20 protein-coding genes are annotated in these 24,144 nt (G+C 50.2%); 9 read left to right on the forward strand and 11 right to left on the reverse strand.

The features are described from left to right. Positions 1-314 precede the first annotated feature (314 nt). The 3 genes from E2566_RS20850 to E2566_RS20860 all read left to right on the forward strand — a co-directional run bounded on the left by E2566_RS20850 (position 315) and on the right by E2566_RS20860 (position 3,016). Positions 315-656, forward strand: a complete 342-nt coding sequence (locus E2566_RS20850; RefSeq protein WP_107169286.1) for a GlpM family protein — start codon at positions 315-317, stop codon at positions 654-656. Positions 657-685: 29 nt separating this feature from the next. After that, positions 686-1,888, forward strand: coding sequence for a pectinesterase PemB (gene pemB / locus E2566_RS20855; protein WP_107169287.1), 1,203 nt, complete (start codon positions 686-688; stop codon positions 1,886-1,888). Between the two features lie 390 nt (positions 1,889-2,278). Next, positions 2,279-3,016: a LuxR family transcriptional regulator gene (locus E2566_RS20860; RefSeq protein ID WP_107169288.1), complete on the forward strand. Its 738-nt coding sequence runs from the start codon at positions 2,279-2,281 to the stop codon at positions 3,014-3,016. On the opposite strand, the gene E2566_RS20865 is transcribed toward E2566_RS20860, so the two are convergent. Next, positions 2,994-3,647 carry an acyl-homoserine-lactone synthase gene (locus E2566_RS20865; RefSeq protein ID WP_107169289.1) on the reverse strand — a complete coding sequence of 218 codons (654 nt, stop codon included), beginning with the start codon at positions 3,645-3,647 and terminating at the stop codon, positions 2,994-2,996. The two genes, E2566_RS20860 and E2566_RS20865, sit on opposite strands and share 23 nt — an antisense overlap. 268 nt (positions 3,648-3,915) lie before the next feature. Further along, on the reverse strand, positions 3,916-5,262 hold the full coding sequence (gene argG / locus E2566_RS20870; protein ID WP_107169290.1) for an argininosuccinate synthase: 1,347 nt from the start codon (positions 5,260-5,262) through the stop codon (positions 3,916-3,918). A gap of 535 nt (positions 5,263-5,797) precedes the next feature. On the opposite strand from argG, the gene E2566_RS20875 reads away from it, so the two are divergent. Further along, a complete protein-coding gene (locus E2566_RS20875; protein WP_107169291.1) occupies positions 5,798-6,373 on the forward strand; it encodes a DJ-1/PfpI family protein in 576 nt (191 codons plus the stop codon). 81 nt (positions 6,374-6,454) lie between these two features. Here E2566_RS20875 and xylR read toward each other — a convergent pair whose 3' ends face one another. From xylR to xylF, 4 genes are all read right to left on the reverse strand, one after another. Continuing rightward, positions 6,455-7,633, reverse strand: a complete 1,179-nt coding sequence (gene xylR / locus E2566_RS20880; protein ID WP_107169292.1) for a D-xylose utilization transcriptional activator XylR — start codon at positions 7,631-7,633, stop codon at positions 6,455-6,457. A 136-nt stretch (positions 7,634-7,769) separates the two neighbouring features. After that, positions 7,770-8,900: a xylose ABC transporter permease XylH gene (gene xylH / locus E2566_RS20885; RefSeq protein ID WP_233671783.1), complete on the reverse strand. Its 1,131-nt coding sequence runs from the start codon at positions 8,898-8,900 to the stop codon at positions 7,770-7,772. A 28-nt stretch (positions 8,901-8,928) separates the two neighbouring features. Next, entirely contained in the window at positions 8,929-10,470 is a 1,542-nt protein-coding gene (locus tag E2566_RS20890) for a xylose ABC transporter ATP-binding protein (protein ID WP_107169294.1), read from the reverse strand. Positions 10,471-10,590: 120 nt separating this feature from the next. Further along, positions 10,591-11,586, reverse strand: a complete 996-nt coding sequence (gene xylF, locus E2566_RS20895) for a D-xylose ABC transporter substrate-binding protein (protein ID WP_048258294.1) — start codon at positions 11,584-11,586, stop codon at positions 10,591-10,593. Between the two features lie 359 nt (positions 11,587-11,945). Between xylF and xylA the strand changes: the two genes are divergently transcribed. Together xylA and xylB are read left to right on the forward strand one after the other, a co-directional pair. After that, positions 11,946-13,265, forward strand: a complete 1,320-nt coding sequence (gene xylA / locus E2566_RS20900) for a xylose isomerase (RefSeq protein WP_107169295.1) — start codon at positions 11,946-11,948, stop codon at positions 13,263-13,265. Positions 13,266-13,327: 62 nt separating this feature from the next. Further along, the gene (xylB, locus tag E2566_RS20905) at positions 13,328-14,785 is read left to right on the forward strand and encodes a xylulokinase (protein WP_107169296.1); all 1,458 of its coding nucleotides are present in this window, start codon (positions 13,328-13,330) and stop codon (positions 14,783-14,785) included. Between the two features lie 30 nt (positions 14,786-14,815). Here xylB and E2566_RS20910 read toward each other — a convergent pair whose 3' ends face one another. After that, positions 14,816-15,808, reverse strand: a complete 993-nt coding sequence (locus E2566_RS20910; RefSeq protein ID WP_107169297.1) for an acyltransferase — start codon at positions 15,806-15,808, stop codon at positions 14,816-14,818. 196 nt (positions 15,809-16,004) lie between these two features. Beyond that, positions 16,005-17,540, reverse strand: coding sequence for an acetaldehyde dehydrogenase ExaC (gene exaC / locus E2566_RS20915; protein ID WP_107169298.1), 1,536 nt, complete (start codon positions 17,538-17,540; stop codon positions 16,005-16,007). A gap of 220 nt (positions 17,541-17,760) precedes the next feature. Between exaC and fdhD the strand changes: the two genes are divergently transcribed. From fdhD to E2566_RS20930, 3 genes are all read left to right on the forward strand, one after another. After that, positions 17,761-18,594 (forward strand): formate dehydrogenase accessory sulfurtransferase FdhD, encoded by an 834-nt coding sequence (fdhD, locus tag E2566_RS20920; RefSeq protein WP_107169299.1) that lies wholly within the window; start codon positions 17,761-17,763, stop codon positions 18,592-18,594. Between the two features lie 258 nt (positions 18,595-18,852). Continuing rightward, positions 18,853-19,479: a superoxide dismutase [Mn] gene (sodA, locus tag E2566_RS20925; protein ID WP_039533059.1), complete on the forward strand. Its 627-nt coding sequence runs from the start codon at positions 18,853-18,855 to the stop codon at positions 19,477-19,479. 298 nt (positions 19,480-19,777) lie between these two features. Next, positions 19,778-21,670, forward strand: a complete 1,893-nt coding sequence (locus E2566_RS20930; protein ID WP_107169300.1) for a methyl-accepting chemotaxis protein — start codon at positions 19,778-19,780, stop codon at positions 21,668-21,670. 96 nt (positions 21,671-21,766) lie between these two features. On the opposite strand, the gene E2566_RS20935 is transcribed toward E2566_RS20930, so the two are convergent. From E2566_RS20935 to E2566_RS20945, 3 genes are all read right to left on the reverse strand, one after another. Next, complete coding sequence (locus E2566_RS20935) at positions 21,767-22,129, reverse strand: YibL family ribosome-associated protein (RefSeq protein ID WP_107169301.1); 363 nt, start codon at positions 22,127-22,129, stop codon at positions 21,767-21,769. Positions 22,130-22,278: 149 nt separating this feature from the next. Then, a complete protein-coding gene (locus E2566_RS20940; RefSeq protein ID WP_205543228.1) occupies positions 22,279-22,851 on the reverse strand; it encodes an MltR family transcriptional regulator in 573 nt (190 codons plus the stop codon). A 111-nt stretch (positions 22,852-22,962) separates the two neighbouring features. After that, the gene (locus tag E2566_RS20945) at positions 22,963-24,111 is read right to left on the reverse strand and encodes a mannitol-1-phosphate 5-dehydrogenase (protein WP_107169302.1); all 1,149 of its coding nucleotides are present in this window, start codon (positions 24,109-24,111) and stop codon (positions 22,963-22,965) included. Between the last annotated feature and the right edge of the window lie 33 nt (positions 24,112-24,144).

The raw sequence follows: 24,144 nt of genomic DNA on the forward strand, positions 1-24,144 counted from the left end.
TTCCAGCTTCATTATCGTTTTATCTGTACCTTCAGTGCCATATACCCTAAATAATTCGAGTTGCGTGAAGGCGGCAACCGCGTGAATCCCCAGGAGCTTACACAAGTAAGTGACTGGGGTGAGTAAGGGCGGCCAACGCACAAGCAGCTCGAAGTATGACGGGTATCACGTACAGTATTTATTCATTCTGCTGCTAAGAATAACGAAATCACCACAAATTTAAATCTTTACCTATGAACTCCCACTCTTCCCCACCGCTTTTTTTTCAGTATGCTCTACTTATTCGCTGCGTTATTAAGCTAGAAGTCATACTTATGTCATTGTTTATCAAATCTGTTATCGGTGCGTTGATCGTATTGCTCATCAGCGTACTGGCGAAAAGCCGAAACTATTACATTGCCGGGTTGGTGCCGCTTTTCCCCACGTTCGCGCTGATCGCACATTACATTGTTGGCAGTGAACGCGGGCTGGACGCGCTACGCACCACCATCCTGTTTGGTATCTGGTCCGTCATTCCTTATCTGGCTTATCTCATTTCACTTTATTACTTTACTGCATGGATGAAGTTACCACAGGCGCTGTTCGCGGCAGTCGTGTGCTGGAGTGTATCGGCGGCACTGCTGATCAAAATCTGGACGTGGTATCAGGGGAATTAGTGCCTGACTTCTTACCTTAGGATTGCGCAATGACAAAAATGACATACCCCGGTACATCTTTTCGCCCTGTACTCTCTGCTCAGGAAGCGGATCGCTTCACGCTCCCACACTATTTTACGCGGCGTGGGCACGATGAACATTCTGACACTGATGTTTGGCAACCTACACCGATTGAAGTCAATCCGGCTACGCCGTGGGTTGTCGGGCCACAGGTCGGGGTGGATGGCGCAACACACCGTACAGTGCAACAGGCCATCAACACCGCGCTACGGATGCAGCAGGATCGGCCGTATATTGATATTAAATTACTACCGGGCACCTATACTGGAGCAGTCTACATCCCCGCCGATGCGCCACCGCTCACGCTATTCGGCACAGGGGAGCAGCCAAACGACGTGGTGATTCAACTTGCGCTGGATTCGATGTTTTCACCAGCAACCTACCGAGAAACAGTGAACTCACAGGGTGAGTATCAACCCGGTGACCCAGCCTGGTACATGTACGATCTCTGTGCGTCAAAACAGAACGCAACAATTGATACCATCTGTGCCGCCGTGGTTTGGTCGCAGAGTGACAATTTCCAGATGAAGAACCTGACGGTGGTAAATGCATTGCTGGATTCAGTCGATGGCCGTGCACATCAGGCCGTGGCGCTGCGCACCGATGGCGACAAAATACAGCTTGAAAGGGTTCGCCTGATCGGGCGTCAGGATACGTTTTTCGTCAACACCAGTAACCTCCGCAACGAGTACGTCATAGATCGCTACAGCCGCGCCTACATTAAAGACAGCTACATTGAAGGTGATGTCGATTATGTTTTTGGACGGGCAACCGCAGTATTCGAGCATGTCCACTTTCACACAGTTTCCAGCCGTGGAGCGAAAGATATTCATGTCTTCGCACCTGACAGCATGCCGTGGACGCAGTACGGTTTTCTGGCGGTAAGTTGCCGCTTTACAGGAGACGAAGGCTTCAATGGAGAAAGAAAGGCCAAACTAGGCCGCGCCTGGGATCAAGGAGCAAGGCAGACGGGATACCAGCCCGGCCAGACGGCAAACGGCCAACTAGTCGTTCGCGACAGCACGATTGACGCGAGCTATGACAGAGAACAACCGTGGGGAGCCGCGGCAACCACCGCGCGGCCTTTTGCAGGGAACGCGGATTCAATACGTAATCTGGACGATGTGCATTTCAATCGGTTGTGGGAATACAACAACACTGATGAGGTGTGATATGCAGCGAAGTTGGGCATATTATTCAAGGCAGGTGCGACTCATTAAAGCACCACACAGATATAACGAATGCTACTGCAAATTAATGGGCCTGTAAAACAATACAGGCCCTGGAAAAGAAAAATTATTTTTTATTATATTACTGATAAATCTCGCTTAATTAGCATTCCCTGATGTCAGCCAATCATCACGCTTATCCTGAGCGATGTTTATTTCTTTTGCTTTACGCCCTTAACAATGTTGTAAGATTTTATGTTTTTTCACCCCAAAGAAAAGCTATACTAAAGTATAGTTAAGGCTATCTGTATAGGTTACTATGGATGTGCGTATAGGGATGGGTATATACTTTTTCAATTACAGGATGTTGAATTTTCAGGCAGAGGTCATGAGATGTCGCAATTATTCTACAACAATGAAACTATAAGCAGGATAATAAAAAGTCAATTTGATATGGCATTAAGCCACTACGGCGACATCAAATATGCCTACATGGTGTTAAATAAAAAGAAGCCAACAGAAATTTTGATCATTTCCAATCACCATGACGAGTGGCGAGAGATATACCAAGCAAATAACTATCAACACATTGATCCTGTGGTAATTTCAGCCCTTAATAAAATCACACCTTTTCCTTGGGACGAAGATTTACTGGTTAGTTCACAACTGAAGATGTCAAAGATATTTAACTTATCGAGAGAGCATAATATCACCAACGGTTACACTTTTGTTCTTCATGACCACAATAACAATCTGGTTATGTTATCAATCATGATTGATGAATCTAATGTGAATAACATCGATGACGTAATCGAAAGTAACAAAGATAAGTTACAAATGACGTTGATGAATATTCATGCAGAAACCATCTCTCTTTACAGAGAGATGGTTAGAAACAAAGAAGATGAAAGATCAAATGATAAAGATATTTTTTCTCAACGGGAAAATGAAATTCTTTATTGGGCCAGTATGGGTAAAACCTATCAGGAGATAGCACTGATATTAGATATTAAAACAGGCACCGTTAAATTTCACATCGGCAATGTTGTGAAAAAACTCGGCGTATTAAATGCCAAACATGCAATCAGACTTGGCATCGAGCTACAACTCATTCGACCGGTTCAGTCATAGGCTCGAAAGACAGTGGCCACTCTCGTAACTTACTTTCAACAAATTCTTGGTTGTGATTGATACGACGAACGAGTACATCCTGGCTTTCATTATCGACAGGTAAGAAAAGTAGATAAACTCTTTCCTGTTTTTCTGACATACCCTGCTCGACAATCGAAATTTTCCAACCAGAACGCTTCAGTATTGTGAGCATAGGGTGACTGACAATAGTGTAAACACCATCATATCCCTTACTTCTTGAATAATTCACTGTGGCCAAGAAGAACATCGTACTAACGGGATAAGAATTTCCTAAAATAGTTTTTGACCGCGCTTTATCTACAAAAAACCGGCTCGACTCAATATATTTCCCATCAGGAATATTTATTTTCTCAAAATAAGAAAAAAATGTTCCGGTAATCATATTAGGATATTTCGTTTCAATTAGCCGAGAACTGCAAATAACCTGGTCATCCTCTACGCCGAAAAGATAAGTCGCATTATCATCATCATACTGATCGAACTCCATCCCGTTAATACATTTCACTGCCCAATTCAGCCTGTCCTTGAACGTTTCTTTCCTAAGCGTAAACAATTCTTCCGATTTTTTTTCCGACAGTAGTGTGTAGCTTACATCGAATATTTCTAACATTTTTCCTCCATTAAAAATTTGCCGCTAGACATCAAAAAAACAGATAGACCATCCAATAGATTCTTTCGCCTTTTAACAAAAATCTAGGCTTATTGTTATTGTATTCTGTCGCTTTCCACGATAGTTGTACAGATGCAACCTGCATTGTCAGCAAGAGTTCACACACGAAAAAAATCGCGAGAAAATCAAACATAAACATAGGGTAAACAGATAAAAAAAATCCGGAACGCGAGACGGTTCCGGATTTTTATGTAACCCAATCTGTGCGTTACTTCTCTGTTTTATCCTGCAATTGCCCAACCTGCGGCAAACCGGTGCTGGCAGAAGAAGAAAGCAAGCCCGTCTCAGCGTAGTTAAACAGTTTTTCACGCGTGTCCGTGATGTCCAGATTGCGCATAGTCAGCTGGCCAATACGATCATCCGGTGAGAAGACCGAGTCGCCTTTCTCCATCGTCAGACGTTCTGGCTTATAGGTCAGATTGTCGGACACAGTGTTCATGATGGAGTAATCATTGCCACGACGCAGCTCCAACGTCACTTCACCAGTGATGGCACTGGCGATCCAACGCTGAGAAGCATCACGCAGCATCAGCGCCTGGGAATCAAACCAGCGTCCCTGATACAGGAAACGACCCAGTTGACGCCCATTAGCATGGTATTGCTCGATGGTGTCTTCGTTGTGGATACCAGTGACCAGACGCTCATAGGCAATGTGCAGCAGTGCCATTCCCGGCGCTTCATAGATGCCGCGGCTTTTTGCTTCAATGATACGGTTTTCAATCTGGTCGCTCATGCCCAAACCATGACGTCCGCCAATGCGGTTCGCTTCCAGCATCAGCTCAACATCGTCGGTAAAGGTCTGGCCGTTCAACGCAACTGGGTGCCCACGTTCAAAACGAATGGTCACTTCTTCTGCCGGAACCTTGACGTTCTCATCCCAGAATTTCACGCCCATAATCGGGTTAACAATTTTGACGCTGGAATTCAGGAATTCCAGATCCTTCGCTTCGTGCGTCGCACCCAGAATGTTGGAATCCGTCGAATAGGCTTTTTCGGCCGACATTTTATAGCCGAATCCTGCCTGCGACATAAACTCGGACATCTCCTGACGGCCGCCCAGCTCATCAATAAAGTCGGTATCCAGCCACGGCTTGTAAATCTTCAGTTCAGCATTGGTCAGCAGGCCGTAACGATAGAAACGCTCAATATCGTTGCCTTTATAGGTGCTGCCGTCCCCCCAGATGTTCACGCCGTCTTCCTTCATCGCCGCAACCAGCATCGTACCGGTCACTGCACGGCCCAACGGGGTGGTATTGAAATAGGTCACGCCTGCCGTTGTGTTATGGAATGCGCCACACTGAATCGCAGCGATACCTTCGGCGACCAATTGTTTACGGCAATCGATAAGGCGAGCATTTTCTGCGCCATATTCCATAGCCCGACGTGGGATTTCATCGTAGTCATCCTCGTCTGGCTGCCCCAGATTTGCGGTATATGCGTAAGGAACCGCGCCCTTTTGACGCATCCAAAGCAGCGCGGCACTGGTATCCAGACCACCCGAGAACGCAATACCAATACGCTGACCAACCGGAAGATGCTTGAGAATCGTTGTCATATATGTAATCCCTGCTCGAAAGATCTATGGTGATATACCCGTTATACTTCAAGCTGCATGCGCGTTGGCTTCTCTTACTCACCCCAGTCACTTACCGATGTAAGCTCCTGGGGACTCGCGCGATTGCCGCCTTCCTGCAACTCGAATTATTTAGGGTATAAGCTTAGCCGCCACACCATTATGTTACGCCATACATTCCTGAGCGCTCGTGCCCTGTGTACATCCTACATCAATGGGCTGGTCGATGACCAAAATCGACACGCTCACAAATGCATATTTATGCAAAATAAGTGAGTGATAATTTAAACATCTTTTTGGCGGGACAGGAAGAGAAGAGTCATGCTTTCATGCAAAAAAATTCGTGGCCGATCCACGACCAAGTTAGCAAGTATAACGCCATCTTCTCTTTAGGCTAAGCAGCAAAAATCGTTTACGCGACTCAATCGACATTAATAAAACATCGTTTCATTTTTACGATATTTTTTTGCTATCCTCTTGCGGTTAACACCTTCCCTTGCATATTGCTGGAGATGCTATGTCTAAGAAAGTCGCCGTTCTGCTGGCTCCTGGGTTTGAAGAAGCAGAAGCGATTATGGTGATTGATGTTCTGCACCGTATGAAGATAGAAGTCACCATGCTGTCATGCTATGACAGACTGGAGTTGCACAGTTATCACAATATTCGCATGTTTGCCGATGCGCTGCTAGAAAGAAACCAGGACACGCTGTTTGATGCCGTGGTCATTCCTGGCGGCCCGCAGGGTACAGTTAACTTGGCCGCAAACCCGATGGTTGTCGAGTTCATCCGTCGCCATGACGACGCGGGCAAGCTGATCTGCCCACTGTGCTCAGCAGCTGCACGCGTACTGGGTGGCAACAAACTGCTTAAAGGCCGCCGCTACGTCTGCTCTGGGGATTTATGGCAAGACGTAACCGATGGCGTTTATGTTAACGAGAAAGTCGTTGAAGATGGCAATCTGATCAGCGGCAAGGGGCTGGGCGTGTCATTCGATTTTGCCTTTACCCTCGCCACCCGTCTGACCGGTGACAAAGAAGACGCTAACTTCCAGGTTGAGCACATCGATTACGATTACTGGCGCGTACCGGCGTAACGGTTAACCAGCCTAAGATAATAAGGCGCGCACCGCCGCGCCTTCCTGCTTGACCTTCCTACTTGAACAAACTGAATAGCCTTAATAACCTTCCCCATAACGCTCACGGTACTCTTTCGGCGTGATGTCATAGCCTTTCTTAAAGACAGCGTAAAAGTAAGGCAGTGAAGGGTAGCCGCACATCAACGAGATCTCGCCAATCGAGAGCGAGGTCGATATCAGCAAATTGCGCGCCCGATCCAACTTCTCTGCGTGAATCACACCGTGAATCGTCTGACCTACCTCATCTTTGAAGCGCTTTTCCAGATTTGAGCGGGAAATCCCTACCGCATCCAGCACCTGCTCGACCTTAATGCCTTTACAGGCGTGATAGCGGATAAAGTGCATGGCCTGGATAACGGCAGGATCGTGCACGGAGCGATAGTCTGTTGAACGGCGTTCGACCACCCGAACCGGCGGCACCAGAATACGTTGCAGCGGCAAGCCAGACTGATCCAGCAGCAGCTGATGCAGCAGTTTCGCGGCACGATACCCCATTTGACGCGTACCTTGCGCTACCGATGACAGCGCCACGCGTGAAAGATAGCGAATCAGATCTTCGTTATCGATCCCGATGACGCACAGTTTTTCCGGTACGGCAATATTCAGGTGTTCGCAGACCTGTAACAGGTGGCGTGCACGGGAGTCCGTCACCGCGATAATGCCTGTCTGCGGCGGCAGCCCTTGTACCCAGTCGGCCAACCGATTTTGCGCGTATTGCCAGTTATCCGGCGAGGTTTCCATTCCCTGATACACCACACCCTGATACTTTTCTGCCGCCACCAGTTGCCGGAAAGCATGCTCTCGCTCCTGCGCCCAGCCTTTCCCACCCGATGCGGGTAGGCCATAAAAAGCAAAGCGATTCAGCCCCTTTTCTTTAAGGTGCATAAACGCGCTTTCCACCAGTGCATAATTATCTGTGGCAATATAATGCACAGGCGGGTAATCCTCAGGCTGATGATAGGAACCGCCCACCCCCACCAATGGCACGTTCACATCCTGTAATAGCTGTTTGATCTCGCCATCGTCAAAATCGGCAATCACGCCATCGCCTAGCCATTCTTTGATATTATCAATGCGGCAACGGAAATCCTCTTCAATGAAGATGTCCCAATCACACTGAGAAGCCTGTAAATATTCGCCAACACCCTCAACCACCTGGCGGTCATACACTTTATTGGCGTTGAACAGCAGCGTAATGCGATAGCGTTTTTCAAACATGGTTTTCGGTGCTCATTAATCGCAAACTCCTTGAATAAAATCCTCTTTCTTGAATAACACAGCTCCCCCAGAGGCCAAAATAATTTGCTGATTATTGCGAGCCGCCACGTATCGCCGCCATGAACCCTCTATCACGTCACACACGCCGCTTTGTGGCAGTATCCATCCACACCGCCAGCAGCAGAATTCCACCTTTCACGACGTATTGCCAGAATGTCGGCACATCCAGCATACTCATCCCGTTATCCAGCGACGCCATGATAAATGCTCCCATCACTGCACCTGCGACGCTGCCAATACCGCCAGCCAGACTGGTTCCACCAATCACGCAGGCCGCAATCGCATCCAGCTCGGCAATATTCCCGGCGGATGGTGACCCCGCCCCCAATCGTGAACTGAGAATCAACCCTGCGACCGCGACCATCAGGCCATTAATCGCAAACACTGCCATTTTAGTGCGTTCGACGTTTACCCCCGATAAACGTGCAGCATCAATGTTCCCGCCCACCGCATAGATACGGCGACCAAATGCAGTTCGCGTCGCCAGAAAAATGCCGCCCAGCATCAACAACGTCAGCACCAGAACCGGCGTTGGCACACCGCGATAATCATTTAGCAGATAGATCGCACCCAATACGACGAGTGCCGTCACTGTCTGTCGACCGATGTCGCCTGCGGGTGGATTTATCGGTAATCCTAATCGGGCGCGGCTACTGCGCCGACGCCACTGCCAGGCAATGAATACCATCAGCCCAATGGCACCGAACGTAAAACCGATGCCGGAAGGCAAATAGCTCTGCCCAATCTGCGACATTGCCTCGCTGGTCGGGGAAACCGTCGTCCCATTGGTAATGCCGATCAAAATGCCTCGAAAAGCCAGCATCCCTGCCAGCGTCACGATAAAAGAAGGGACCTTACGATAGGCGACCCACCAACCATTCCACGCGCCAAGCAGCAACCCCAGCGCAAGTGTCACAACGATGGTCAACGGTAAAGGCCAGCCAAACCAGACATCAAAAATAGCCGCCGCCCCGCCCAATAGCCCCATCATCGAGCCAACCGACAGGTCGATCTCGGCGGAGATAATGACAAACACCATGCCGACCGCCAGAATACCGGTGATCGCCGTTTGCCTCAGCAGGTTGGAGAGATTACGCGCGCTGAGATACGCCCCATCGGTCATGTAGGTGAAAAAGAGCATGATGGCGATGATGGCGGCAATCATCACATAGACCTGAAGATTGATGCTTTTCAATCGTTGCAGCATCGAGACAGAGCCAGCAACATGTTGTTGTTCAGACTGCGATGTTTTCAGCACGATGTTCACTCCTCAATGCAGCTTCCATAACCTGTTCCTGGGTTAAATCACGATTGATCAAATCCGCTTTGATACGCCCCTGATGCATCACCAGCACCCGATCGCTCAACCCCAGCACTTCGGGCAATTCAGAAGAAATGACAATCACAGCAATGTGCTGTTTTACCAGCGCATTAATAAGCTTATAGATTTCATATTTGGCACCGATATCGATACCGCGCGTGGGTTCATCAAGGATCAGAATGCGAGGATTCAGCAGCAGGCATTTCGCCAGCACCGCTTTTTGCTGGTTACCGCCGCTTAAGCGGGCGATCGCCAACTCCGGGCTGGAGGTTTTCACTTTCAGATTTGCTAGCGACTGCCGGATGATGTCCTGTTCACGCGCATCGTCCAGCATGGAAAACGGCCCAGAGAATTGATCGAGCGCTGCCAGCGTCATATTCTGCGCTACGCTCATCACCGGGACGATGCCATCCTTCTTACGATCCTCTGGCACCATCGCAATACCCAGTGCCATCGCATGCTGGCAGTTGCTGATGGTCACCTGCGCGCCATCAATAAAGATGTCGCCTTGCCAACGGCCGTGATAGGCACCAAACAGGCATTGCACCGTTTCCGTACGCCCTGACCCAACCAGCCCGGCAATACCGAGAATCTCACCTCGGTGCAGCGCAAACGAGACATCATCCACCCGGCGAATGTGGCGATTGACCGGGTGCCAGGCAGTAAGGTGTTCTACGCGCAGTACTTCTTCGCCAATGACATGCGGTTCATTGGGATAAAGCTCCGTCAGCTCTCGCCCCACCATCATGGCAATGATCTGGTCCTCGCTCAGTTCGACCGCCGGGCGCGTGCCAATCGGCTTCCCATCGCGAATTACGCAAATCACATCGGAAATGGCTTTAACTTCGTTGAGCTTGTGCGAAATATAGATACAGGCAATACCGTGATCGCGCAGATCCTGAATGATCTCAAGCAGAATGCCCGTTTCCCGTTCAGTCAATGAGGCCGTTGGCTCATCCAGCACCAACAAACGCACCTGCTTGTTTAGCGCCTTGGCAATTTCCACCAACTGCTGCTGACCTAATCCGAGCTCTCCCACTTTGGTATTCGGATCGACGGCCAGTTTGACCTGCTCCAGCATACGTTGGCAGCGAAGGTACATATTGTCGTAATCCATCACGCCAAAACGCGTCCACTCGTTGCCCAAAAAGAGGTTCTCTAGCACCGTCATCTCTTTCACCAGCGCCAGTTCCTGATGAATAATCGCGATACCTTTTTGTTCCGTATCACGAATATGGCTGGCGCGCAGTTCGTCACCGGAAAAAACGATCTGCCCGTCATAGCTACCATGCGGGTAAATGCCACACAGCACCTTCATCAAGGTAGATTTACCTGAGCCATTCTCGCCGCACAACGACAAGACCTGACCCGCCTCCAGCGTCAGGCTGACATTATCGACGGCTTTCACCACGCCAAACGCCTTGGTGATGTTTTTCATTTCCAACAGATGTGGCATCACGGCCTCCGTGATTCAGGTATCTCAGACCTCGCCTGCGACAGTGGCGAACCACAACCTCGTGTCGTGGCTCGATGAACGTCTTTCCTGCATCCTGAAATCTAGTGGCTGCGACGTGTGTTAATACACATCCGCTTTTTTGTGGAAGCCATCAGCAATGACGGTGGAGTCGATATTGGATTTATCGACGGGAATCGGCGTGAGCAAGAAGGAAGGAATGTCTTTCAACCCATTGTTTAATTTAGCATTAGACTCAGGTGCTTTACCGGAACCCAGCGCCACGGCGATATCCGCAGCATCTTTCGCCAGCTTGCTGATCGGTTTATAGACCGTCATGGTTTGCGTGCCTGCCACAATACGTTTGATTGCCGCCAGATCGGCATCCTGACCGGAAATGGCAACTTTCCCAGCCAGTCCCTGTGCGGCAAGCGCCTGAATCGCGCCGCCCGCCGTGGCATCGTTCGACGCGACAACCGCGTCAATCTTATTGCTGTTCGCCGTTAGCGCATTTTCCATAATTTTCAGCGCATTCTCCGGTAACCAGGCATCGACCCATTGATCGCCGACCACTTTGATTTTTCCGCTTTCGATCAGCGGCGTGAGCACTTTCATTTGCCCCTGGCGAAACAGCTTCGCATTATTATCAACAGGTGAACCGCCCATTAAGAAGTAGTTCCCGCCGGGCACCTTATCGACGAGATATTTCGCCTGTAGTTCGCCAACCTTTTCATTATCAAATGAAATATAAAAATCCACATCTGCATTATTAATCATGCGATCGTAAGCAAGCACTTTTATTCCTTCACGCTTTGCTTCCGCAATAACATTGCCAAGTACCTGGCCGTTATAAGGAATAATAACCAATACATCGACACCACGATTAATCATGTTTTCTATCTGAGAAATTTGCGTGGCTTCATTGCCGTTTGCCGATTGAACAAACACATCAGCACCCTGTTTTTTGGCTTGTTCAACAAAAAGATCGCGATCTTTTTGCCAGCGTTCAAGACGTAAGTCATCAATCGCCATGCCTATTTTAACATCTTTCGCGAATCCGGGCTGACAAGCTAAAGTGAATACGGCACAAGCTGAGAGTAAAAAATGTTTAACTTTCATCATAGCGTACCTTTTTTTATTTAAGATGCAGGGCCTAAGACTCCAATAGCAATAGCCAGATGAGTATTGTCGCTAAACATGCCCCCATCAATTACAGATTTTTATCCTCCAATTATGTTTTTTGGTTTAATTCCCATTTTTTGATACGGGTCATATTTTATTGTTGAGCTACATTTTTATGTTGTTACTTATTGCGGCGCGCATTCAGATTAAAACGCCATCATTTTTGCGACACAGCGCACATTTAATAATTCTCTGAATTTCAGTGTGAAATAACGTAATTGAGGAAACCTTCATCTGCTCCGAAAATTAATCCCATTCCCGCCTCTTCCGTCCGGGTGGTTTCTAAGGAGTTAACGATGCAAGCCTATTTTGAACAGATCGAAAAAGTCCGTTATGAAGGTAGCCAAAGCGATAATCCCTTCGCCTTTCGTCACTACAATCCCGATCAGGAAATTCTCGGTAAACGTATGGCGGACCATTTGCGCTTTGCTGTCGCGTATTGGCACACGTTCTGCTGGAACGGCGCAGATATGTTCGGCGTCGGCTCTTTTGCCCGGCCGTGGCAACAATCAGGCGATGCGATGGAGCTGGCGAAGCGCAAGGCGGACATCGCGTTCGAATTCTTTCAAAAGCTGGGCGTGCCTTACTACTGCTTTCATGACGTCGATGTCGCTCCAGAGGGGAACTCACTGAAAGAGTATCTACATAACTTTGCAGCGATCGCCGATGTGCTGGCGGAAAAGCAGCAGGCTAGTGGTGTGAAGCTGCTGTGGGGTACCGCCAACTGTTTCACTAACCCCCGTTATGGCGCAGGCGCGGCCACCAACCCCGACCCAGATGTGTTTGCCTGGGCGGCCACACAGGTGTTCACCGCAATGAACGTCACCCAAAAACTGGGCGGTGAAAACTATGTACTGTGGGGTGGGCGCGAAGGGTATGAAACGCTGCTCAATACCGACCTGCGCCAGGAACGTGAACAGATCGGCCGCTTCATGCAGATGGTCGTCGAGCATAAACACAAAATCGGTTTTCAGGGCACGCTGCTCATCGAGCCAAAACCACAGGAACCGACCAAACACCAGTACGATTATGATGTCGCCACTGTTTATGGCTTCCTTAAACAGTTTGGGCTGGAAAAAGAGATTAAAGTCAACGTTGAAGCCAACCACGCGACGCTGGCGGGTCATTCATTCCACCATGAGATAGCCACCGCTGTCGCGCTCGGCGTTTTCGGATCGGTCGATGCGAACCGTGGCGACCCGCAGCTTGGCTGGGACACCGATCAGTTCCCTAACAGCGTGGAAGAGAACGCGCTGATCATGTATGAGATTCTCAAAGCGGGCGGCTTTACGACGGGTGGCTTGAACTTTGACGCCAAAGTTCGTCGTCAGAGCACCGATCGCTATGACCTTTTCCATGCGCATATCGGCGCGATGGATACGATGGCATTAGCGCTCAAGGCTGCTGCCAGAATGATTGAAGATGATAAGCTCAATCAGCTTGTTGCTAAACGCTATGCGGGATGGAACGGAGAGCTGGGTCAGCAAATTCTGCAAGGCAAGGCCTCGCTGGAATCACTCGCCCACTATGCGGAAAGCCACCAACTGGCACCACAGCACCAGAGTGGCCAGCAAGAATTGCTGGAAAATCTGGTTAACCGCCATCTATTTGGCTAAAACGGTACGCTTGCCTACTGCGGCAGGCTATCCCCTGTCGCAGAGGCTTATCAGGAGCCACTATGTATATCGGTATTGATCTGGGTACGTCCGGTGTGAAAGCCATTCTGCTGGATGAATCTGGAAAAGTGATTGCCAGCCATAGCGCGGCGTTGAGCATTTCGCGTCCGCACCCGCTCTGGTCGGAGCAAGCGCCTGAAGACTGGTGGCAAGCAACCGATCAGGCACTACAGGCGCTGGCGACAATGCACAGCCTTCACGCCGTGACAGCGTTAGGTCTGACCGGGCAAATGCACGGGGCCACCTTATTAGATGCCCGCCAGAACGTGCTGCGCCCTGCAATTCTCTGGAATGACGGACGTAGCGCGGCTCAATGTCGAACGCTGGAACAGTTGGTGCCTACATCGCGCCAGATTACCGGCAACCTGATGATGCCAGGCTTTACCGCACCCAAATTGAAATGGGTACAGGAAAACGAAAGCGCTATCTTTCGCCAAATTGACAAGATCTTGCTGCCAAAAGACTATCTGCGTTGGCGCCTAACAGGGGAGTTTGCCAGTGATATGTCAGATGCAGCTGGCACCCTTTGGCTGGACGTCGCCAAACGAGACTGGAGCGACACCCTGCTGGAAGCCTGTGAGCTGAACCGCGAGCATATGCCCACGCTGTATGAAGGCAGCCAGATTACGGGTTATCTGCGGCATGATATCGCCAGCCGCTGGGGCATGGAGCGCGTCCCCGTTATTGCTGGCGGTGGGGATAACGCAGCAGGTGCAATTGGCGTTGGCCTATATCAAGCTGGACAGGCCATGCTGTCTCTCGGCACATCTGGCGTTTACTTCGCCGTTAGCGACGGTTTTCTCAGCAATCCGCAGCATGCCGTTCATAGCTTCTGCCATGCGTTACCAAATACCTGGCACCTGATGTCCGTGATGTTAAGCGCAGCATCCTGCCTGGATTGGGTCGCTCGCCTGACACAGGCCGAGAGCGTGTCCGCAATGTTGCAAGAAATCGCCTCGACACCAACCGATAATGCCATCACGCCAGTGTGGTTCTTGCCCTATTTATCCGGTGAACGCACGCCGCACAATAATCCCGATGCCAAAGGCGCATTCTGGGGGCTCACCCATCAACACGGTCGCCCGGAACTGGCAAAAGCGGTACTGGAAGGCGTGGGGTTTGCGCTTGCCGATGGAATGGACGCACTGCATATGACGGGGCTAAATCCCGATAGCATCACGCTGATTGGCGGTGGTGCACGCAGCGCCTACTGGCGGCAAATGTTGGCGGATATCAGCGGCCAAACGCTGGAGTACCGCACAGGAGGGGATGTCGGCCCGGCGCTAGGTGCTGCACGTCTGGCACAAATCGCCATGCATCCGCATACGCCACTGGCAGAGCTCTTGCCGCCGCTACCGCTGGAGCAGGTTCATCAGCCGGATGCTCAGCGCCACGCCGACTATGCCGAACGGCGGCGCACATTTAAATCGCTCTACCAACAGCTTAGCCCACTGATGTAACACGATGAGTCCGGTGCACCGGGCTCATCGTCAGCTCACCCAGCGACGCACATCAATCTTCTGTAGCGCCATCGAAAGCAGCAGGCTTGCCACCAGCGCAACGGCGAAGACATAGAAAATATCGAGAACCGGGTGAGATGGCAGCGCCACATCATGCGTACGCAAATAATGAATAATCAACGCGTGGAAGCCGTAAATCGCCAGAGAATGGCGCGAAATCGTAGCAAAACCCGGTAAAATCCGCTGGCTAAAGTAATGCTTAAACACCACCAGTAGGCTGACCGCAGCCAGAAACACCAACGGACCACAGTAGATATAAAACGTCTGAGTGAACGTATCGTTCAACAATGTGTGGTGCTTCGTTCCCATCGCCACCAATGCGACACACACGATGAAAAAGGGGATAGCAGCAAGCACGACTTTCTTTGGTACATCCAACATGCCCAACGCTCGTCCCAGCGCGGCATACAGCACGTAGTAAAACGTATCGCCGTAAATATAGAGATTAACAGGCAGTAATTTAAAGCCTTCAAACCCCACCCGCCCCGTATTGGGATTAGCGACAACAGCCAATAAAACAATCAAGACAACCACATATTTGCCCGATATTGGCTTGACTGTAATCAGTGGGGAAAGCAGATAAATCACGATAATGGCGTAGAAAAACCATAAGTGATAAAAGATCGGTTTTTGCAACGCATGGTGTAATGAGTTCAGGCCATTAATCGGTGTGAGTGTCGCAATATAGATCAGCGCGACCGTACTATAAAAAAGCAGGCATAAACCGATACGCAGGAAATGCTTCTTCCCCGCACTGCGTTCACCAAAAAATAAGTATCCCGAGATCATGAAAAACAGCGGGACGCAGACGCGCGACGCAGAGTTCAGAACATTCGCCACATCCCAATGTCCATCGCCCGGCATGCCCCCCGCGGTAATATAGTAGGTTGTACTATGAATCAGAACGACCATCATGCAGGCCAGCGCCCGCAGGTTATCAATCCAGCCGATCTTATCCGTCATGCACAACCTCTTGAAAGCAAAGCGCTATTCAAAACAGCGTAGCCGTTGTTAAGCGCTGACACAATCAACTATCAATCATCAGCTATAACAACCGGGCAAATCCTAGTGTAAGGACGGCTTAATACGGAAAACGGTGTTGAGTTAAGCTATGCGCGCCTACGGTGGCAAGCGCGCAAGGTTTTAAGGAAGTATGCTGTTAGAACAGCCCCATCGGCTTATCAGAGTAACTTACCAACAGGCACTTGGTTTGTTGATAGTGTTCCAGCATCATTTTATGGTTTTCACGCCCGATACCAGACTGCTTGTAGCCCCCAAACGCGGCATGTGCCGGGTAGGCGTGATAGCAATTGGTCCAGACGCGACCAGCCTGAATGCCGCGCCCGATTCGGTAAGCGATATTGCCGTTACGGCTCCACACACCCGCACCCAGACCGTATTCTGTATCGTTGGCGATCTCCAACGCATCTTCCATCGTCTTGAACGTCGTTACCGCCAATACGGGACCGAAAATTTCCTCTTGGAAGACGCGCATACTGTTTTTACCGAACAATATCGTCGGTTCCAGATAGTAACCTTCCGCCAGACCACCCGACATCGCCTTACGCTGGCCGCCCGTGAGCACCCGTGCGCCCTCTTTCTTACCGATATCAATATAGTTAAGGATGGTATCAAGCTGGCCTGCTGACACCTGTGCACCCATCATGGTGCTGCTGTCCAGCGGGTTGCCGATGCGGATCGCCTCAACGCGCTTGATTGCCCGCTCCATAAAGCGATCGTAGATCGATTCCTGCACCAGCGCACGACTCGGACAGGTGCAGACTTCTCCCTGATTGAAGGCAAACAGCGTGAAACCTTCAAGCACTTTGTCAAAGAAGCTGTCTTCCTTATCCATCACATCGGCAAAGAAGATATTTGGCGACTTGCCGCCCAGCTCCAGCGTCACCGGCGTCACATTCTGCGCCGCATAGCTCATGATCTGCTGACCTACTTCGGTCGACCCAGTGAAGGCAACTTTCGCGACGCGTTTCGACGTCGCCAGATATTCACCGATTTCGCTTCCCGACCCGTTAACGACATTAATGACACCCGGCGGCAACAGATCCTGAATTAGCTCCATCAAAACCAGCACCGACATCGGCGTCAGTTTGGCGGGCTTCAGCACAATACAGTTACCCGCGGCCAGCGCGGGTGCCATCTTCCAACAGGCCATCAGCAGCGGGAAATTCCAGGGAATGATTTGTCCAACCACACCGAGAGGTTCATGAAAATGATAGGCTACGGTATCACCATCAATTTCGCTGATCGCCCCCTCTTGCGCGCGGATACAGGCCGCAAAATAGCGGAAGTGGTCAATCGCCAACGGCACATCCGCCCCGCTGGTTTCACGTATCGGTTTACCGTTATCCCAAGTTTCTACCTGCGCTAGCCGCTCAAGATTTTGTTCCATTCGGTCAGCGATGCGGTTAAGCACCAGCGCCCGTTCCTGCACCGACAGGCCACCCCATTGCGCTTTTGCTTTGTGAGCAGCATCCAACGCATGGTCAATATCTCGCGTTGTCGAGCTGGCTACCTCACACATCGGTTGACCCGTTACTGGCGTTAAATTGACAAAATACTGACCCGCATCAGGTGGAATCCAGGCTCCGCCGATAAAATTGTCATAGCGTTTTTTCAGATTAAGAGAGCCGATTTCGCCAGATGCAGATCGGCCTTCGAGATTATCGTGCGCCATTTCAGTCTCCTTTTCAGTTCCGGGTGAGCGGCCAGGCCGCAGTGAAAAAAGAGGCAAACAGTAAACCGTTACATTAAGCCTATACGGGGTATGGAGTTAGCGACAGGATTCGGCCAGAGAAGAAGGCAACTCTTCGAGTTGACGCACAGTTTCTTACGAGAAAAAGTCGCATCCCTTCAGGCGCGGTGAAATAATACTTTTAATTTCCAGGGTTACTAACATGCAGGTATTTCAGGTGGAAGAGGTGCATTTACGCGCAGATACGGCCCTCGAGGGCGCAACGCAACATTCGGTCTATCATCCCGATTCGCTACACCAGCCACAACCTGACTGGCTAGCGGAAGAAGTGCCCGTTGCGCTGGTTTATAACGGCATCTCACATGTTGTGATGATGGCTTCACCAAAAGAGTTGGAACAGTTCGCTCTCGGGTTTTCCTTATCTGAAGGCATTATCCAATCACCCGCAGATATCTACGGCATTGATGTACAGGCCGCCTGTAACGGCATCGAAGTGCAGATTGAGCTTTCCAGCCGACGCTTTGCCGGGCTAAAAGAACGACGTCGGGCAATGGATGGCCGCACAGGCTGCGGCGTATGTGGCGTAGAGCAGCTTGCAGAAATCGGCAAACCAGTGATGCCTCTGCCCTTCACCCAGACATTTTCCCTCAGCAAACTTGAAAACGCACTGGTGCGACTGCGCGATGTACAAAAGATCGGCCAGATGACAGGCTGTACCCATGCAGCCAGTTGGATAGCGCCAGACGGCGCGCTGTCAGGCGGGAGCGAAGATGTTGGCCGCCATGTCGCACTGGATAAATTGCTTGGCACCCGAGCAAAACAAGGATGGCAACAGGGTGCCGCGCTGGTTTCCAGCCGAGCCAGCTATGAAATGGTACAAAAATCTGCCATGTGTGGGGTGGAAATCCTGTTTGCTGTCTCGGCAGCCACCTCACTGGCCGTTGACGTTGCACAACGTTGCAACCTGACGCTGGTGGGGTTTTGTCGACCAGGGCATGCGACCATTTACACGCATCCGCAACGTCTAAGCGCATAAGCCATTACCGTTAGGATCGCGATGGCTCGCCGCCAGTGGACAAGCAATTTGAAGCACGACGGTATAGATTAATTTGTTTTTACATAGTGCAATAACGACATAAGCGTTTGTTATCATGAAGTAAAGCAATCTGATTCATGCCACCCATTCGAGAATAATCATTTTCAATATCATTTAATTAACTATAATGAAGGTATTGCTTACGCGGCACTAACAACACAGTGCCGTAACATTTTTTTTACCATGGAGATGCTAAACATGAGTTATTCACTGCCATCGCTGCCTTATGCTTATGACGCACTGGAACCGCATTTCGACAAAGAAACGATGGAAATTCACCATTCCAAACACCATCAGGCTTACGTCAATAATGCTAACGCCGCGCTGGAATCTCTGCCTGAACTGGCTAAATTGTCTGCTGAAGAGCTGATCGCTCAACTGGATAACGTTCCTGCGGAGAAAAGAACGGCACTGCGTAACAACGCGGGTGGTCACGTTAACCACAGCCTGTTCTGGAAAGGCCTGAAAGTAGGCACGACGCTGACTGGCGATCTGAAAGCCGCCATCGAGCGTGATTTCGGTAGCGTTGACGCGTTTAAAGAGAAATTTGAGCAAGCAGCAGCAACCCGCTTCGGTTCTGGCTGGGCGTGGCTGGTACTGAAAGACGACGGCAAACTGGCTGTCGTATCGACTGCAAACCAAGACAGCCCGCTGATGGGTGAAGCCGTTTCTGGTGCATCTGGCTACCCAATCGTCGGTCTGGACGTATGGGAACACGCTTACTACCTGAAATATCAGAACCTTCGTCCAGCTTATGCTAAAGCATTCTGGAACGTATTGAACTGGGACGAAGCCGCTGCTCGTTTCGCTAGCGCAAAAAAATAAAACCGCTGAGTGCCTGATACCATCAGGCCTCTTCTGCGTTTGAATATAAACTGGAATAACAGCCTGTTATTCCAGTTTTTTATTATCCCTCCTGGACGTCGAGCCTCATGTACGCTGGCTATCCTCGCTCATTGGCGCATAAAGTTTCAGAGTAAAGTGCCGATATCTACTGCGGATTTTTATCATGCTGTTTTGCAGGGATAAGCTTGGTAAGTGGTAATCCGAGATGCTAACACCGCTAAGCAAGTGTGCATCAGGATAGTGAATTCGACTCAATACGATATAGTGGTGGGATGTGATGGCTATGAATTTTGACAATCTAAAAGTCGGTAAAAAATTAGGATTGGGCTTTTTCCTGATTCTGCTGATGACCATGGTGATTGCCGGCGCGGGCATTATGCATATCAGCTCGCTGAAAGACAGTATTGATAAAGTTAATTTAAGCAACAATATCAATGATGAAATTAACCAGGCTAAATATTACCGCGCATTATACGGCACCACTTATAACCCAGATGATATAAAAAGGAACATTGAGCATATTACCAGCGTCAGTAAACTCGCTGAAAAAGCAAAAGAATTTCACTGGCCTGAAAGCGACGCCAAGAAAATAGCCAGCATCCCCACATTAATTACCAGCTATCAGGAAAAACAAAATAATTATATTAATGCCGTGAGCAAAAAGGATACTGTAAGAAAGAGCTGGAATATTTCAACCACGGAAAAACCCCTACAAGAGCTCAACGATCAATTAAAGACAGACAACAACAGTACAAACCTGCAATTATTACTTTCAGACCTGAACCAAAAACTGATTGCCGTCCGCTACCACGTTCGTGGTTTATTACTTTCTACCAATAAAGAATCCGAAGAAAAACTGACGGATGCCATCAACACGGCACAAACATCATTGACCTTCCTGTATCAGAGTCTGTCTGCCGAACAGCGTGACACGCTGGCACCAGTTATGACAATCATGAACAACTATGAAGAGCAGGTTCTGGCCTATATGCCAGCCTATCAGGAGGAAATGGCGCAGGCGGGGCAAATGCAGACTGTCGCCGAGCAGTTGAACATCGTGGTTAAATCCCTGCTGAGCGATCAGCTTGCTGCCTCACAGGCCGATATTCACAACGCCACGCTGCAAATGAGCATCGCGGCACTGATTACGCTGCTGCTTGGCCTGCTGATTTCCTGGTTTATTTCGCGTCAAATCACCACGCCACTGGGCAGCACGCTGAGCATGGCTGAAAAAATAGCAACAGGCGATCTCACCATGTCCATCAACACTACCCGCAAAGATGAACTGGGTCAGTTGATGAGTGCAATGTCGAAAATGAATGACAACCTGCACAATATGATCGATGACATTCGCGTCGGCGTCAGCCAGATTTCTAACGCATCTGGCGAGATCGTCGCAGGCAATACAGATTTATCTTCACGTACCGAGCAACAGGCCGCTGCCGTTGAACAAACTGCCGCCAGCATGGAGCAACTCACCGCAACGGTTAAGCAAAATGCAGACAACGCACACCACGCCAACAAACTGGCCATCAGCGCTTCCCACACCGCGAAACAGGGTGGCGAACAGGTGAATAACGTGGTGCAAACCATGACGGCAATTGAGAACAGCTCCAAACGTATCGCGGAAATTACGTCCGTCATCAACAGCATCGCCTTCCAGACTAACATTCTGGCATTGAACGCCGCGGTAGAAGCCGCCCGTGCTGGTGAGCAAGGCCGTGGCTTTGCCGTTGTCGCCAGCGAAGTCCGTAGTTTAGCTCAGCGCAGTTCTCAGGCTGCGAAGGAAATTGAAGACCTGATCTCTGAATCGGTTAATCAAGTATCACGCGGTGCGACACTGGTCGGCAATGCGGGCAAAACCATGAACGATATCGTCACCTCGATCACGCAGGTGCATGACATCATGGGTGAAATTGCCACCGCATCAGATGAGCAAAGCAGGGGAATCAGTCAGGTTAGCCAGGCGATTGTGGAGATGGACAGCACTACGCAGCAGAACGCCGCGCTGGTTGAACAATCCTCTGCGGCCGCCGATTCGCTGGAAGAGCAGGCGAGACTGCTGAAGCAGGCCGTCTCCGTCTTCCGTCTGGCCAACGCACAGCATGATGACACACCGGCCGGTATCGCGTTTACCAACCAAACACACCATCTGCACGCGCCGCGCTAATAGTAAAAATCGCAGAGCACCAAAAACGACAAAGCCCCTGTTAAGCAGGGGCTTTGCAATTAATCCAGTATCCTCTGTCTACGCAGAGAAAAGGCCTCAGAACGATTTCGGCGCGTAACCTGTCATCTCTTTTAAGCCCATTTCACGCCCGAGTGCAGTCATCGGGTGCACAATCACCAAACCGCGAACGCTCTTCTTCAACGTCCCCATATCAGCCTGCTCTTTTTTGGTAATCGCACGGTTGAAAGGCAGCTTCGCCAGTTTCTGCGCTTCTTTGCTAAGTTTCTGTTCTCTCACGTTACGCAGGCGCTCAATCTCAGCCGTAAGCTTTTCGCAAGCTTCCAGATTGAGTGCGATAGCTTCGGCATCACCTTGTGCCAGCAGCGTAGTCTGCTTATGCGTCAGCTTATCCAATTGGTCGCTAAGACGTTTGATCTCTGCTTTTTCCTGCTCTTTCATAAAAGATAACCTATATAACGGGAGAATAATGCGGGGCACAGCATACACTATACGCTAAATAATTCGAGTTGTTGAAAGACCAGTCAGCTTGAAGTATGACGAATATAAACACCTGACAGGTTAATGTAGCGTGATATCGCTGAATGGGACTAAAACGCCTTTTTCAGACTGATTTGCGCAATCAATGCAGTCAGAGATAAAACCAGTGTAGAACGTACCATCTGCTGGTAACGCTGCTGTTGCATGCTCACCAGAAGTGGATCGGCAGCTTCTACTACGGGCGGCAAAGCGGGTTCTGTGGGCAACGCAGCAACGCAGTGCAGCTCACCGATAGGCCCCAGAATTTCATCATCGGTAAAACGATAATGCCGATCGTCATGCGCTAGCTCTTCTCCCAACGCCATCAACAGTTCCGCATCTTCGTACTCTTTACGGCTGATCATTCCCAAGCCATAAATCAGTTTCAGGCGCACGGAAAGGTCGCCCAGTGGCCCCGTGCCCGTCATCAGAGGTTCAACGGCATATTTCACCGCATAATCATCTTTACGGAACACCTGCAACATCAGGATGCTGACCGCTTCAGCCAGTAATTCAACGGCACAGAGCATAAAGTCGCGCACTGTCTTCCCTGAGTTCAGCGCTTCCAGAACCCGGTTTTCAAACGCCTGTGTTTCTTCCATCGTCACTTCTCGACCCTTTAAACCCGCACACAGCATACCCATCTCGGTAGCATGCTTACCGGCAGGTGTGGCGACATCGCATCCCCGACGTCGCCCGTATACCTTTACACCGTGTCGAAAAGACCACACTTGCCTGGTGACGAGACGCGCCGATTACTGCATGGCGTTATACACATTCACTGCTTGCGCGACAACCTTGCTGTCGGCATCCAGACCAGAAATCTGCACCAACGCCGCCTGCACGCCCTGGGTGTGGATTAACTCAGCCAGTTCCAGCGCCTGCGGATCTTGTTCGCTGCGATAATGCATCGCCGCGGCAATACCGGTAATCAGGTTGTCATGCGGTAAATGGTATTCCAGCGTTCCCAGCAGCGGCTTGATCAGACGGTCTCCTGCACTCAGCTTACGCAGCGGCTGACGACCAACGCGTTCGACATCATCATGCAAATGGGGATTTTCAAAGCGGCTGAGAATTTTGTTGATATAGGCAGCGTGCTTATCCGCATCAAAACCGTAGCGCTTGATGAGTACCGCGCCGCTCTCTTCCATTGCACCTTTGACCACGGCTCTGACTTTCGGGTCAAGAATTGCATCGCGGATCGTTTGATGGCGCGCCTGCTGACCGAGATAGGCCGTAATCGCATGGCCGGTATTAAGTGTGAACAGTTTACGCTCGACAAACGCCATCAGATTGTCGGTCAGTTCCATACCGGGAATCGCTGGCGGCTCACCGCAGAACTGGGTTTTATCGACGATCCATTCGCTGAAGGTTTCTACCGTCACCGCCAGAACATCATCGCTACCGACTTCGGAAGGGGGAACGATGCGATCTACGGCGGAATCGACGAATCCCACATGCTCGACCACCCATTCCTGATGGCCTTCCGGCAGCAGTTTCAGTACATGTTGTTTTAACTGGCTGGTGCCACGCACCATATTTTCACAGGCAATAATGTTCAACGGCCGGATATTGCCGTCTTCGTGACGCTTAACCAGCCCCTGAGCGATAGTTCCGGCGATTTTTTCCAGAATCTGTGGCCCCACAGCGGTCGTCACCAAATCGGCCACGGCAATGAGCGCGACAGCATCCTGACTGCCGCTGTGAACGGCGCTAACGTTGCTGACGGTATCAACCTGCGTGTTATCACCGACAATCCGCACCGCGTAGCTTTTACGACTGTTCAGGGCATCTAACAGCGGCTGATTGACGTCAGCAAATGTCAGTTCGACGTTGGCATCCGCCAGCAATTTCCCAATAAACCCGCGGCCAATATTACCCGCGCCAAAATGTAATGCTTTCATGAGACGTAACCTTAAAAAGACATAAAAAGAGGC

This window comes from Pectobacterium punjabense, from assembly GCF_012427845.1.
Lineage (GTDB): Bacteria > Pseudomonadota > Gammaproteobacteria > Enterobacterales > Enterobacteriaceae > Pectobacterium > Pectobacterium punjabense.